We start from the raw sequence: 13,548 nt of genomic DNA, 5'->3' as shown, positions 1-13,548 counted from the left end.
ACCGCGGGCCTTGTTTCTCATGGCCGGCGCCGCTGGCCCTTCCGCGCAGCCCGATTCGCGGCCCCTGACGTGTTTGCGCTCGCGCAGCGCGCAGAGAATTTAAGGGATAGCGACCGAAAAAGATGGATCCGCACCTAGCGCGCGCTTGCGCCTGCGGTCTGGCTGTTGGCTGGACTGCCCCGTGCTCAGTCGCGTTTACAACTTGCTCAACCAGAGCACCCGTAATCAACATGCCGAATTGGGTTCTGCGATTCGCATGACAGCGGCTGGCTGAAAATCCTAGTGGCGCGCATCGATTTATTCAGGTTCGATGGAGGGAAGGGACGAGAATCCGCCGGAACTGGAGGAGATTCGGATGTCCCGATCGCATACTTGCGCCCCCCCGCCGCCTAATCTGCTAGCCAACAGTACATCTCGGGCGGATCTGTTGCTAGCGGAATGCCATGTCACGACCAAAGGTCTCGAAGACGGTGACCGATGACCGGCTCGGCCGTACGGGAGGCGCTCCATCGACTTCACGCTCAGCCCACAGTATCGGTCGACGACTTCGCGGTACTCATCGGAATCGGTCGGTCGACCGCCTACTCGGCGATCGCGTCAGGCGAAGTGCCCTCGATTCGCATAGGCCGCCGAGTGCGCATCCCATCACGGTGGCTTCGCGAACAACTCGCGCTCGGCCAGCCATCCGCGGATCACGGCTCTTTGCCGGACGCCGATGGGCACGGCGACTGACCCTGAGCGCGAACCACTGAATCGCTTGCGCTCCTGCGACGACGGTGCATACGTCGATCGTTCGATTCAGCTGTCAATCGCCGGGCCGGGGACGAGCGTCGGCTGTGCAGCAGCCTGCCCGGGAACCCTTGTGAGAGAACGGAGATCAACTATGTCCGACACCACGGCCAGGCGCGCCAGACGCGCCGAGCCGATCGACACACGCACGGCCGAGAACGGAACCGTGACCTACACGTTTCAGATCGGCATCGGTGCGCGGCCAGACGGTTCCCGCATCCGGCAGCGGTTCACCTACGGCACCAAGACGGAGGCGCGGCGCGAATACCGCCGCATCAGTGCGGAGGTGGCCGCCGGGCGGTTCGTCGGCAGGACCGACCTCACGGTGAAGCAGGTCGCCGACGAGTGGCTTGCTTCCCGTCGAGACATTCGGGCAAACACGCTGCGCAACTACCGGGACTCGTTGAAGTACGTCACGCGCGATCTGGGCGAGATGAGGATTCAGGCGTTGCGTCAGGCGCACGTGGACGAATGGGTGTCCACGATGCTGGAGGCCGGTTCGATGAAGGGCAAGCCGCTGGCTCCGGCCACGGTCCGCCTGGCGCTCGTGTTGCTCCAGCAGGTCACCGAGTACGCCGCCCGGCAGGGGCTTGTTTCGCGCGACCCTGCCGAGTACGTCCAAGCTCCTCGGCAGCGGCCCCCCGAGTTGGCTCATTCGGTTAGTGCCTGACGTTGTCGGTGGCGAGGGTGTCGAGGAGGGCCTGCTGTTCGGGGTCGATGGCTGGTGGGAAGGTCTGCTCGGTCCCGTTGATGGCGATGGTGGCGCTGCGCAGGACGCGGAGTTGCCGCACGATCGCGCGGATGCTTGCGCCGGTGCGGGCGACGGCCAGGGCGGTGAACACGATGGTCAGGTATGCCTCGATCGCGTCGCGGGTTGCGGTGGAACCTGGGCCGGGCGGCCGAAGCCGACGACGGCAAGCTGGTCGTTCCACGACCCGGGCGATCACCAAGTCCCGGAACACGGTATCGGCCACCGTGTCGAACCCCAGCGAGTCATACACCCCGGCCAATGCCTCGAACAATATCTGTGAACTCGTGCCGGTCACCCGGCCCGCCGCCACCATCTCGGCGGGCCGCCCCGCAGCGCCACCGGAATCGAACAGCATGCCGTCGTCGGCTTCGACCGCTTCGGGCCGTCTTCACCCGACCCACGAGCGCGGTGACCCGCGCGGCGGGCTCGACCCCCAGCTCCAGCCACCGCCTGCGCAGCGTCTTCTAGCAAGCCACGGGCTTGCGCCAGCAGAATCCCGAGCTCGGCCTCGGTCTTGTGAGAGAACGGAGATCAACTATGTCCGACACCACGGCCAGGCGCGCCAGACGCGCCGAGCCGATCGACACACGCACGGCCAAGAACGGAACCGTGACCTACACGTTTCAGATCGACATCGGTGCGCGGCCAGACGGTTCCCGCATCCGGCAGCGGTTCACCTACGGCACCAAGACGGAGGCGCGGCGCGAATACCGCCGCATCAGTGCGGAGGTGGCCGCCGGGCGGTTCGTCGGCAGGACCGACCTCACGGTGAAGCAGGTCGCCGACGAGTGGCTTGCTTCCCGTCGAGACATTCGGGCAAACACGCTGCGCAACTACCGGGACTCGTTGAAGTACGTCACGCGCGATCTGGGCGAGATGAGGATTCAGGCGTTGCGTCAGGCGCACGTGGACGAATGGGTGTCCACGATGCTGGAGGCCGGTTCGATGAAGGGCAAGCCGCTGGCTCCGGCCACGGTCCGCCTGGCGCTCGTGTTGCTCCAGCAGGTCACCGAGTACGCCGCCCGGCAGGGGCTTGTTTCGCGCGACCCTGCCGAGTACGTCCAGGCACCCCGGCAGCGGCCCGGCAAGGTGACCTCCGCCGACGTGTGGACCAGGGAGCAGGTGCACGCCTTCGCGGCCGAGGCCAAGGGCGATCGGCTGTACGCGGTGTTCCTGCTCGCGACCTACGGGCTGCGCCGCTCGGAGGTGTGCGGGCTGCGCTGGTCCGATATCGACTTGATGCGCGGCACGCTGTCGGTCGAGCAGTCGCACGTGGAGGTGGACGGCTCGGAGCACGCCGTAGACGAGCCCAAGACGGAGCGCTCACGCCGTACCCTTCCGCTGCCCGCCGACGCGGCTACGGCCTTGCGGGAGCTGAAGACCAAGCACAAGCGCGAACGTTTTGCGCTCGGTCTGCCGTGGGACGACGACGCGCACGTGTGCTCGACGGCGGATGGCAAGGCGGTCTTGCCCCGGACGTTCACCGGGTGGTTCCACCGCATCCGTATCGCGGCGGGGCTTCCCCGGATCACGCTGCGCAACCTGCGGCACACCTCCGTGTCGGTGATGCTCCACGCGAACATTCCGGCGTCCACGGTGGCCGCCTGGCACGGGCACGACGTGCGGATGACCACCACCGTCTACAACCGCGTGTACGACGAAGGACTGACCGCCGCCGCATCGGCGATGTTCGGCGGTACCGAGAAGGCAGTCTAGGACCGCCCGGGCTGGTCGAGAATCCAGTGTTCTCCCGCCCGTTGGCACATTCTTGGCACACTGGCCGTGAAACAGGAAAAAGGACCGGTACAAATACCGGTCCTGACCTGCATAAATGGAGTGGAGCTAAGGGGACTCGAACCCCTGACCCCCACACTGCCAGTGTGGTGCGCTACCAGCTGCGCCATAGCCCCTTGTTCAGATGTTGGCGAGGTTTCCCTCGCGCCTGATGAAAGTTACACCACGCGGAGGTCAGGGGCCAAATCGCCTGGAAATGGGGGTGGCGGGGTGGTGAACTGGGCGGTATATTCGAACATATGTTCGATCGAGATCGACGGGTGGCCGGGGACTTCGGGGCGTTGAGCGACGAAGCGTTGATCGAGGCGCTGCGGGAGGCTCACGGGGCGGCGGCGGCCGCGCAGGCCGCGGAGGTGTTCGCGGTGCGCGAGCTGTATCGGCGGCATCGGGCGGAGAGTGCGGAACCGGGGCCCGGCGGGGTGCGGGCGGGGGAGTTCGCGGCGGCGGAGGTGGCGGTCGCGCTGTTCGTGGACGAGGGGACGGTGGGGGCGCTGATCGATATCGGGCTGGCGTTGGAGGAGTCGTTGCCGCGCACGCGGGCGGCGTTCGCGGCGGGCCGGATCGATCTGGCGAAGGTGCGGGTGATCGTCGACAGCACGCGGGCGCTGGCACGCGAGGTGGTGGACGTGCTCGAGCCGCGACTGCTCGACGCGGCCGGCCGCACGAATCCCGCCCGGTTGCGGCAGGCGGCGCGCCGCTGGGTGCACCGGATCGACCCGGCGGGCACCAGGCGCCGCCGGGAGCGCAGGCAGGACGATCGGGACGTGCGTATCCGGGCCGTCCAGGACGGTTTGGCGGTGTTCGACGGCATACTTCCCGCGCCCGGTGCGCAGACGGTGGCGATGCGGTTGCGGGAGTTGGGTCTTCAGGTGTGCTCGGCGGATCCGCGGACCATGCCGCAGCGGCGGGCCGACGCGCTGGTGGCGCTGGCGGACGGGTCGGGGCGGTTGCGCTGTCGGTGCGGGCGTGGTGGGCGGTGCCCGAAATCGGCTGTGCCGGAAGCGGAGCCGCGCGAACCGCTCATTCAAATCGGCATCCCCGCGGACACGCTGTTCGATATGCGTGATGCGCCTGCCTTTCTCGCCGGCTACGGGCCTATCGATGCCGACCTCGCCCGCGAGATCGCCGAACGCGCGCGCTTCCGCATCGTCCGCGAGCGCGACGAGTCGACCGAAGACGCGGCGCGGGCTGTCGACGGAGTGTGCCGATTCCCGGGCTGTACGGTCCCGGCCGCGGCCGCCGAGGTCGTTCGCGGACGCACTTCGTTCCTCACGCTGTGCGTGCGGCATCGGAGGCTGAAAGTGTTGGCGGACAAGGGGAAGCAGCGTTGGCGAGTGTGGGAGGCGGATCCGGATCGGTTGCAGTGGACCGCACCCGACGGTGAGATCCACACCTCGCGTCGGGAGGGGGCACGGTATCTCTTCCCGAACACGGATATCGCCCTCCCGCCGATCGAAAATCGGTTCACCACAGATGATTACGAGCCGTCGCGGCTCCGGCCCACCGCTGACGAGCTGCTGTATCCCCTCGCGAACCACGTCCCGGTCCACCCGCAACTCGCGCGCATCGCACCGGAGGACGACATCCCGGAAACAGAGGGTGCGTGAAGCCCTGATCCGGTGGCGAAACCGCTCACCGTGCCCACTCCACCTCCCCTTGCTACCGTGAATCGGTCGGGGGTTCAGGATGAGGATGGGCATGTTGGCGCAGGTAGATGTGGGTGTCCGGGGGCTCGAGGAGGTGCTGGCCGCGCAGCGGTGGCGGTTCGCCGGGCGGGACGTGTGGGAGTTCGAGGCCGGGGGATGGGAGCACCTGTCGGGTGCGCCCAGTGCGCTCGTGGTGGTGGAGGGGTTGGTGCGGGTCGAGGGGCTGGCGGAGTCCGAGGATCTGGCGTGCGGGGATTTTCTGTTCGTGCCGCGCGACGAGCGGTTCGCGCTGAACGCGATGACCGAGGCGATCGTGCTGCGGTTGCAGCTCACGCCGGTGGCGATGGGGGACGCCGTGGACGCGTTGCCGCAGCGGTTGGTGCTGCACGAGTTCGGGCGGCACGCGCCGCTGGCCGCGACGATGTTCCGGTATCTGGTGCAGGAGTGCGCGGACCCGAGCGGGGTGCAGGGTGACCGGGTGGTCACCGTGGTCGCGTCGGCGGCGGTCGAATCGTGGTACACCCGCGGGTGCGCGCCGAAGCGGTGGCTGTTGCGCGTCAACGAGCCGGGGATCGCGCGGGCGGTGGCGGCGATCCACGCCGACCCGGGGCGGGGGTGGACCGTGGAGGCGCTGGCGCGGGTCGCGTTGGCGTCGCGCTCGGGGTTCGCCGCGCGGTTTCAGGCGGCGACCGGGCTCACGCCGGGCCGGTACCTGGCGAAGCTGCGCGTGGAGCACGCGCAGCGGATTCTCGCCGAGAACGACGCACCGGTCGGCGTGGTCGCGCGGCGGCTCGGCTATCGGTCGGAGACCGCGTTCGGGCGCGCGTTCCGTCGGCATACGGGTGTCACGCCCTCGGAGTGGAGGCGCGCCGCCCGCATCTGACCTGGATTGGTCGAGGCGGCGAATTGCTCCGCGCAACGCATATGGTGGAGGTACCATAACCATATGGCACTGAAGAAGACCACCGTTATGGTCGACGAGAACGACCTGGAGCTGATCAAGCAGGCTGCGGCACGAGAAGGGAGGCCCGAATCCGAGTTCTTCCGTGAGGCGTTCCACCTCGCGGCGATTCGGAGCCGCCGCTGGCAGGACGACTGGGACATTCCGGTTGTCGACTTCGGGCGGTCTATTTCTGCGGACGAGATCGACCGAACCATCGGCGACGGGATCATCGAGGCGGAGGGCCGCTGATCGATGCTGCTGATCGGTGACACGTCCGGTTTCGTCGCAGCATTCAATCCTTCGGATCCCGAGCACGATCCGGCGCGGAAGGCGCTCCAACAGGCTGCCCTCACAGTCGTGTCGCCGTTGGTGTTGCTCGAGATCGAGCATGTGCTCACGCGGAATGTCAACCGCGCAGCGGCCTACGGCGTCAACGATTGGCTGCTCGCACAGGAGCGCACGGGGCGAATCGAGGTACCGGAGATCACTTCGATGGTGCTTCGGACCGCCAGAAAAGTGCAGAACCGCTATGGCGCACTGCGTTTGGACTTGACCGACGCGACGAATGTGGCGCTGGCCGAACGATATGAGACGGTGGACGTGCTGACGTTGGATCGGCGGGACTTCCGAGCGATCGCACCGCTGACCAGCCACAAGGCTTTCCGGGTGCTCCCTGACGATCTCTGACCGACGGTGCGCCCGCCCGCCCACCGGCTCGGGTCGCCGAAACGACCCGAGCCGGAACAACTCTCACCCTCGGGAGCGTGAGAGCGACGTCCTGATCACCACACCGCCGACCAACGCGGCGACGGCGGCGGCGAGGTAGGTGGCGGTGAGGCCGATGGCGTCGACGCCGCGGCCGCCGACCGCCGAGCCGAGGATGATCGCGAGCTGGAAGCCGGCCACGACCAGCCCGCTGCCCGCTTCGACGCGGTCGGGCAGGACGCGGGAGACCCACACCTGGACGAGGTTGAGGATGCCGCCGAAGGCGCCGCCCCAGACGAATACGGCCAGGTAGGCGAGGGCGGGCACCGAGCCGGAGGCGAGGATGACGAGGATCGACACGGTGATGGCCAGCGGCACCGCCAGCAGCAGCGGTTCGAGTCTGCGGTCGGCGAGCGCGCCGGTGGCGAAGTTGCCGAGCAGGCCGCCGATGCCGAAGAGCGCCAGCAGGATCGGGATCGCGGTGGGGCCGGCGTCGAGCAGTTCGGTGAGGGCCGGGCGGATGTAGGTGTAGCCGGCGAAGTGGCCGCCGATCACGGCGAGCACGCTGAGCAGGCCGAGCGCGACACCGGGAGCGCGCAGGGCCGCGCCCATCGCCGACCAGCCGATACCCGGCGTGGGCGGCACGGGCGGCAGCGTCAGCTGGACCGCGACGGCGGCGACGACGGTGAGCGCGGCCGCGACGACGAACACCACCCGCCAGCTGGCGAAGGTGCTCAGCAGGACGCCGAGCGGGACACCGGCGACGGTCGCGACCGTGGTGCCCGTGTTGACGATCATCATGGCCCTTCCGAGCCGGTCCGCGGGCACCAGCCGGGCGGCGATCACCAGCGCCATCGACCAGTAGCCACCGACGGCGGCGCCCAGCAGCAGGCGCGCGATCAGCAGCAGCGCGATGTTCGGGGCCAGTGCCACCACGAGGTTCGACACCGCGGCGCCGACCGTCAGCGCGACCAGCAGCGTGCGGCGGTCGACGCGCGGGAACAGGGAGCTCAAGCCGACGGCGGTGAGCAGGGCGGTGAGGGCCGTCGCGCTCACCGAGAGCCCGACGACGCCTTCGGCAACGCCCAGATCGTCGGCCATCGTGGTCAGCACGCCTGGCGGCAAGAACTCGGCGGTGACCAGGGTGAAACTGCCCAGGAACATGGTGAGCAGGGCGGGCCAGGCCCGGCGGGTCGCGTCCGGCGTCGAGATCGCCGGCTGGGTCGTTGTCGTCATGCCGGGTGCAACAGCCGTGAGCGTCGCCGGGACGCGACCGAAACGCCATCGCGCTCGACTCGAACGCCAGCGTTGCGCTGCGCGGCGCCGGTCGGCGTGCCGTCAGCGGTATCCGTGCGCCGCCGGGGTGAGTGTGCCGTCGCAGGGTGCTGCCGGTTGGGGGTGTCTGCCGCTGCGCCTTGCGTCACCGGTCGGCGGCCGCCAGCCGCACCCTCGCGTCATCGGGCGGGGCGTCTGCTGTCGTACCGGGCGTCACCGGGTGGGCGTCCACCGCCGAACCTTGCGTCACCGGGCGGGAGCGTCCACCGCCGCACCTCGCGCCGGGTTGAGGGTGCCCACCGCCGCACCTTGCGCCCCGCACGGCGTCCCGCCAGCTATCCCCTGTGCCACGGTCGGGCCGCCCACCGCCGCATCCAGCGCCACCAGCCCACGCATCCTCACCCTCCCGCACCACCACCTCACCGCCATCTACAGTGTCGGGTATGGCAATTCGCCGATTCGCCGTGATAATCGCAGCTCTGGTGTCGTTGCTGTCTGTGCCGATGGGGGCGGCGGTCGCCGAGTCCGGTGGTGTGGTCGAGTACCGCGCGCAGCCCGCGGGATGGGGTGGGTTCGAGAACGCGTACTTCGTCTCGTATCGCACCGAGGGCCCGACCGGCGCGGCGACCACGGCGACGGGCGCCGTGTTCGTGCCGCCCGGCACCGCCCCCGACGGCGGGTGGCCCGTGGTGGCGTGGGCGCACGGAACGTCCGGGCTCGGGCCGACCTGCGGCGTCACGCCGTCGGCCGCGGCCGGTGACGGCTGGATAGTCGAGCGGCTGCTGTCGGCGGGCTATGCCGTGGCGACGCCGGACTACCTGGGCTTGGGGCCGGGTGCGGAGACCACGCACCCGTATCTACAGTCCCGGACCGAGGCGACGGCGACCATCGACCTCGTGCGCGCGGCGGTGCGCTCGGACGACTCGCTCTCCTCGTCGTGGGCGGTCGCCGGGGTGTCCCAGGGCGGGCACGCGGCGCTCAACGCCGGCCATCTCGCGTCGAGTTACGCGCCGGAGCTGGACTTTCGCGGCACCGTCGCGATGGCGCCCGCCTCGAACTTCGAGACCGTGTTCGCCCTGGCGGGCCCGCACGTGCCCTCGGTCGACCTGCTGAACGCGCTCACACCGAACCTCGCCGCGCTGCTCGGCGGGCTCCAGCTGGCCGACCCGGACTTCCCGGTCCGCGACTACCTGACGCCGTCCGGGCAGCGGCTGGTGGCGGACCTGGCCACGAAATGCGTTGGCGCATGGGGTGATTCCGCGGATGGCGCGTCGATTGGGTCGATTCTCGCGCGGCCGCTGGGTGATCCGCCGTTCGCGTCCCGGCTCAGTCGGTACATGGCGGTGCCCACCGCCGGCTACGACCGCCCGATCTTCGTGGCGCACGGCGTGCCCGACACGACCGTCCCGATCCCGCTCACCCTGGCCCTGCTGGCCCAATTCGACGCCGCCGGAACGCGATACGAGTTCCGCAGCTACGACTCCGACCACCAGAAGATCACGGCCGATTCGCTGCCGGACGCGATCACGTTCCTGCACAAGGTGTTGCCCGCACGGTAGTTCTTCCTCGCCGCGGCTCGGTCTACGGCGCCGTGGACGGGCCGAAGAGAACGGCGTCGGCGATCCGCTCCACGGTCGCGAAGGCGCCGGGCCGCGTGCGTAGATGGGGTGTGCGCGCCAGGTCGACGGCGACCGCGAGCACGGCGTCGAGCCGGATTCTGGCCTCCGCCTCGCCGATGGCCACGTGCTGCGCGCGAATGTGCTCGAGCCATTCGCCGAAGTAGTCGCGGCGACTCTGCTGGATGCGGTCGCCGACATCGGCGGGCAGATGCCGGGTCTCGGTGGCGAGTATGGCCGCGTACCCACCGTGACGATCGACGAAGTCGAGATACCCGCGCAGAATCGCGGTGCCGCGTTCGTGGTCACCGGCCTCGGCGAGCGCGCGATAGAGATCGCGCCACACCCACTCCATGCTTCGTTCCACAGCCGCGGTCAACAGATCCAGTTTCGAGGCGAAGTGGTGGTAGATCGTCGGCCCGGCCACGCCGGCCTCGGCGCCGATCTCCTCCATGCTGACCGTGTCGTAGCCGCGCGCGCCGAACAGGTTCGCGGCGGCGGACAGTAGACGCTCCCGGCGGGCCGAGGGCAGGTGATCGGCGGCGCCGATCTCGTCCGCCGCGGTCGCGGGTTCCGCGCCGAGGACCGATCGGGCGATGTGCCCGAAGACGCGCTCGAACTCGCCACGGGTGAGATCGCGGCTGCGTGGCGAGGCGCCGCACAATGCCGAGCACGTGCTCGCGGCGAGCAGCTCGGCGTCCGCCGCCGCCAGCTCCGGCCGCTTCGCCCGGATGATCGCGGCCAGTTGGCCGAGTGTGCGGCGTATCTCGGCGCGCAGTTCCGCGAAGGCGCCGGGTGGCAGACTGCGGGCTTCCTGCTGCCAGAGCACGCCGAGGCGCCGTACATCGGCCGCGACGCCGACGAGTCCGTCGACGAGTACGTCCAGACCGGCGTCTGCTTGCGCGCAGCTGTCGAACACCTGGCGGAACGGTGTCATCTCGGTAACCACCGCGGCGATCAGCAAGTCGGGCTTGCTGGAGAAGTGCCGGTACAGCGCGGACGGGCTGACGTTCACCGCCTCCGCCACCGCGCTCATGGACACCTGCTCGTAGCCGTGCCGGTGGAACAGATCGGTGGCGGCCGCGATGACGAGGTCCCGGCGATTGCGCGGCCGAGTCCCCCGTGGTGGCGCGAGGCGCGCCGATCGCGTCGTCACCGCGTCAGCCTACTTGTCGGCCGCCGCTGGGCCAGAACGCCTTGCGCAGCTCGCGTTTGAGGACCTTGCCCGCGCCGGACACCGGCAACGCCTCGACGAAATCGACGCTACGCGGCGCCTTGTAGGCGGCGATCCGCGAGCGGCAGAAATCCCGGAGCTGCTCGGCCGTCGCGGTGCGGTCCGGCCGCAACATGACGACGGCGTGCACCCGTTCGCCCCAGAGTTCGTCCGGCACACCGATCACCGCGCACGCCGCCACCGCGTCGTGGTGGGACAGCACGTTCTCCACTTCGGCGGAGTACACGTTCTCGCCGCCGGTCACGATCATGTCCTTGATCCGGTCGACCACGAATACATAGCCGCGCTCGTCCATGTATCCGGCGTCACCGGTGTGCATCCAGCCGCCACGCAATGCCGCGGCAGTGTCGTCCGGACGCCGCCAGTACCCGAGCATCACGTGGTCGCCGCGTGCGACTATCTCGCCCACCACGCCACGTGGTACCTCGTTGTCGTCGTTGTCGACTATGCGGACCTCGGTGTGCGGGGCGGGCCGCCCCGCGGATCGGCGCAGGGCGGGGTCCTCGTGGTCGGACGGGCGCAGGATCGTCGCCACCGGCGCCAGTTCTGTCATGCCGTACGCCTGCGCGAGACCGGCGGCCGGCAGCAACGCTCCGACGCGTTCGAGCAGGCTCTCCGACACCGGGGAGGTGCCGTACAGGACACGGCGGACGGTGCTCAGGTCGAACGCCTTCGCGTCGGGATGATCGGCGATCTGCTGGAGCATGGTGGGCACGAGCAGCACATCGGTGATCCGGTACCGCTCGAACGCGTCCAAGACGCCTTCGGGGGAGAAGCCCGGCAGCAGCACGTGGGTGTGCTCGGCCAGCGCGCCGCTGATCAGCAAGAAGAGATCCGCGAGGTGGAACATGGGCGCCACGTGGAGCATTCGGCCACGCTGGGTGAGCCACTCGCCGGTGGCGAAGCAGCCGAGGGCGTTCGTCAGCACGCTGTTGTGGCTGAGCATCACGCCTTTCGGCGCACCCGTGGTGCCGCCGGTGTAGAAGAGGCCGAGCAGATCTTGTCCGCCGCGACGGGCGTCCTCGGCGACATCATTGTCGGCGACGAGGCTTTCGTAGGCGAGGGTCGTCTCGGGGCAGTTGTCGTCGCCGCAGTACACGACGTGATCCAGCCCGTTGTACAACTCCCGGATCGACGGCAGGTGGTCGCGGAAGACGTTGTCGATCAGCAACACCCGGGCCTCGGACTCCGCCAGCGCGAAGGCGACCTCGGCCGGACTCCATCGGCTGTTGATCGGGGTGAGCACCGCACCGGCCCACGGAACGGCGAAAAGATACTCGAAGTACCTGTCGGAGTTGACGCCGAGCATCGCGACACGATCGCCCGGCGCCACCCCGAGGGCGTGGAGCCCGCGCGCGAGGCGAGCGATCCGGTCGACGCTCTCGGCGACGGTGCGAACCCTCGTGCCGTCCACGGTGAGCTCGCGGTCGGGGTCGGATTGCAGGGCGTTGTGCAGGGTTCGGGTGAGGTACATCGGCTCGGCTCCTGTGCGCTCGCCGGGACTACAGGGAGCGGGAGATGATCTCCCGCATGATCTGGTTGGTGCCGCCGTAGATCTGCTGCACGCGCTGGTCGACCCACAGGTGCGAGATCGGGTACTCGGACATGTACCCGTACCCGCCGTGCAGTTGCAGGCACCGGTCGATCACGTGCATGGCGCGTTCGGTGGTCCACCATTTCGCCATCGCCGCGGTCGGCCCGTCCAGCTCACCGCGCAGCAGCCGGAGTACGCAGTCGTCGACGAACGTCCGCGCGACGCGCGCCTCGGTGGCCGCCTCGGCGAGGGTGAACCTGGTGTGCTGGAAGTCGAAGATGCTGGAGCCGAACGCCTTTCGGTCCTTCGTATATCGCAGTGTGTGCGCCAGCGCGGTCTCCATGGCGGCCGTCGCGGTGACGCCGATGGTGAGTCGCTCTTTCGGTAGCTGACCCATCAATTGGGCGAAGCCCGCGCCCTCGGCGCCGCCGAGCAGATTCTCCGCCGGGACGCGCACGTCGTCGAAGAAGAGTTCGGAGGCGTCCTGGCCGCGCTGGCCGATCTTGTCCAGGATCCGGCCGCGATGGAATCCCTCGCGATCGGTTTCCACGATCAGCAGTGAGATGCCGCGGGAGCCGGCGTCGGGGTCGGTGCGCGCCACGACCAGGACGAGGTCGGCCTGGGTGGCATTGGTGATGAACGTCTTGGCGCCCCGGATCAGGTAGTCCGCCCCGGCTCGCGTCGCGGTGGTCGCGATGCCCTGGAGGTCGGACCCGGCGCCGGGTTCGGTCATGGCGATGGCGCCGACGGCCGCGCCGGACGCCATCGCGGGCAACCAGGTGCGTCGCTGTTCCTCGGTGCCATAGGCGAGCAGGTAGTGCGCGACGACGACGTTGTGCACGGCGACGCCCCATGCGGTGTCGCCGACGCGGGCGAGCTCTTCGAGCAGGACCGCCTCGTGCGCGAAAGTGCCACCGCCGCCGCCGAATTCCTCGGGGATGGACAGGCACAGCAACCCCGCCGCGCCGCCGCGCGTCCACACGTCACGGTCCACCCGATGCTGATCACGCCAGCGTCGCTGGTACGGGGCGACCTCTTTCGCGCAGAACGACCGGGCGAGGTCGCGCAACGCGTCGAGATCGTCTGTCATCCACGGGGATCGGTGCTCGGTCGTGGCGCTCACGCCGAGAACCCGCCGCCACGGACCGGCGTCCGGCCGGCGCCGTCCAGTTCTCTCATGCTCGTCTCCCAATCCTCTGGCGGCCGACGCGCTCGGCAGGGCGCGGTCGACCCGGTGGAGCGGTCTTCATCGACGTCGCCA

General features: G+C 69.2%; 13 protein-coding genes, 1 tRNA gene and 1 pseudogene. 8 read left to right on the top strand and 7 right to left on the bottom strand.

The window, feature by feature from the left end:
• Positions 1–477: 477 nt before the first annotated feature.
• Positions 478–732, top strand: a complete 255-nt coding sequence (locus OHB21_RS37720) for a helix-turn-helix domain-containing protein (RefSeq protein WP_195142789.1) — start codon at positions 478–480, stop codon at positions 730–732.
• Between the two features lie 151 nt (positions 733–883).
• On the top strand, positions 884–1,459 hold the full coding sequence (locus OHB21_RS37205; protein WP_328436849.1) for a phage integrase central domain-containing protein: 576 nt from the start codon (positions 884–886) through the stop codon (positions 1,457–1,459).
• Here OHB21_RS37205 and OHB21_RS37200 read toward each other — a convergent pair.
• Positions 1,449–1,686 (bottom strand): annotated as a pseudogene (locus tag OHB21_RS37200) (IS1634 family transposase); the annotation flags it as partial. The gene OHB21_RS37205 and the pseudogene OHB21_RS37200 overlap by 11 nt on opposite strands.
• A gap of 391 nt (positions 1,687–2,077) precedes the next feature.
• On the opposite strand from OHB21_RS37200, the gene OHB21_RS37195 reads away from it, so the two are divergent.
• Entirely contained in the window at positions 2,078–3,256 is a 1,179-nt protein-coding gene (locus OHB21_RS37195; protein WP_328436847.1) for a tyrosine-type recombinase/integrase, read from the top strand.
• Between the two features lie 121 nt (positions 3,257–3,377).
• On the opposite strand, the gene OHB21_RS37190 is transcribed toward OHB21_RS37195, so the two are convergent.
• Positions 3,378–3,450, bottom strand: a tRNA-Ala gene (locus OHB21_RS37190).
• Positions 3,451–3,573: 123 nt separating this feature from the next.
• Here OHB21_RS37190 and OHB21_RS37185 point away from each other — a divergent pair.
• From OHB21_RS37185 to OHB21_RS37170, 4 genes are all read left to right on the top strand, one after another.
• Entirely contained in the window at positions 3,574–4,941 is a 1,368-nt protein-coding gene (locus tag OHB21_RS37185) for a DUF222 domain-containing protein (RefSeq protein WP_195125962.1), read from the top strand.
• 91 nt (positions 4,942–5,032) lie between these two features.
• Positions 5,033–5,863, top strand: coding sequence for a helix-turn-helix domain-containing protein (locus OHB21_RS37180; protein ID WP_267465396.1), 831 nt, complete (start codon positions 5,033–5,035; stop codon positions 5,861–5,863).
• Between the two features lie 63 nt (positions 5,864–5,926).
• Complete coding sequence (locus OHB21_RS37175) at positions 5,927–6,172, top strand: ribbon-helix-helix protein, CopG family (RefSeq protein ID WP_067514258.1); 246 nt, start codon at positions 5,927–5,929, stop codon at positions 6,170–6,172.
• Between the two features lie 3 nt (positions 6,173–6,175).
• Positions 6,176–6,610: a type II toxin-antitoxin system VapC family toxin gene (locus OHB21_RS37170; protein ID WP_067514257.1), complete on the top strand. Its 435-nt coding sequence runs from the start codon at positions 6,176–6,178 to the stop codon at positions 6,608–6,610.
• A gap of 63 nt (positions 6,611–6,673) precedes the next feature.
• On the opposite strand, the gene OHB21_RS37165 is transcribed toward OHB21_RS37170, so the two are convergent.
• Positions 6,674–7,864, bottom strand: coding sequence for an MFS transporter (locus OHB21_RS37165; RefSeq protein WP_195125961.1), 1,191 nt, complete (start codon positions 7,862–7,864; stop codon positions 6,674–6,676).
• A gap of 285 nt (positions 7,865–8,149) precedes the next feature.
• Positions 8,150–8,299, bottom strand: a complete 150-nt coding sequence (locus OHB21_RS37160) for a hypothetical protein (RefSeq protein ID WP_195142787.1) — start codon at positions 8,297–8,299, stop codon at positions 8,150–8,152.
• A gap of 47 nt (positions 8,300–8,346) precedes the next feature.
• On the opposite strand from OHB21_RS37160, the gene OHB21_RS37155 reads away from it, so the two are divergent.
• Complete coding sequence (locus OHB21_RS37155; protein ID WP_113974953.1) at positions 8,347–9,462, top strand: lipase family protein; 1,116 nt, start codon at positions 8,347–8,349, stop codon at positions 9,460–9,462.
• Between the two features lie 22 nt (positions 9,463–9,484).
• Here the strand turns inward: OHB21_RS37155 and OHB21_RS37150 are convergent, their stop codons facing one another.
• From OHB21_RS37150 to OHB21_RS37140, 3 genes are read right to left on the bottom strand one after another with little or no spacing between them, the layout of a single operon-like run.
• On the bottom strand, positions 9,485–10,675 hold the full coding sequence (locus tag OHB21_RS37150) for a TetR/AcrR family transcriptional regulator (RefSeq protein ID WP_067514254.1): 1,191 nt from the start codon (positions 10,673–10,675) through the stop codon (positions 9,485–9,487).
• Positions 10,676–10,679: 4 nt separating this feature from the next.
• Positions 10,680–12,227, bottom strand: coding sequence for an acyl-CoA synthetase (locus OHB21_RS37145; RefSeq protein WP_067514253.1), 1,548 nt, complete (start codon positions 12,225–12,227; stop codon positions 10,680–10,682).
• A 28-nt stretch (positions 12,228–12,255) separates the two neighbouring features.
• Positions 12,256–13,377, bottom strand: coding sequence for an acyl-CoA dehydrogenase family protein (locus OHB21_RS37140; RefSeq protein ID WP_067514252.1), 1,122 nt, complete (start codon positions 13,375–13,377; stop codon positions 12,256–12,258).
• Positions 13,378–13,548 lie beyond the last annotated feature (171 nt).

Source organism: Nocardia puris (assembly GCF_036051655.1).
GTDB classification, from domain to species: Bacteria; Actinomycetota; Actinomycetes; order Mycobacteriales; family Mycobacteriaceae; genus Nocardia; species Nocardia puris.
Note: the sequence above shows the minus strand (reverse complement) of the source record. Positions and strands in the feature narration are given on the sequence as shown.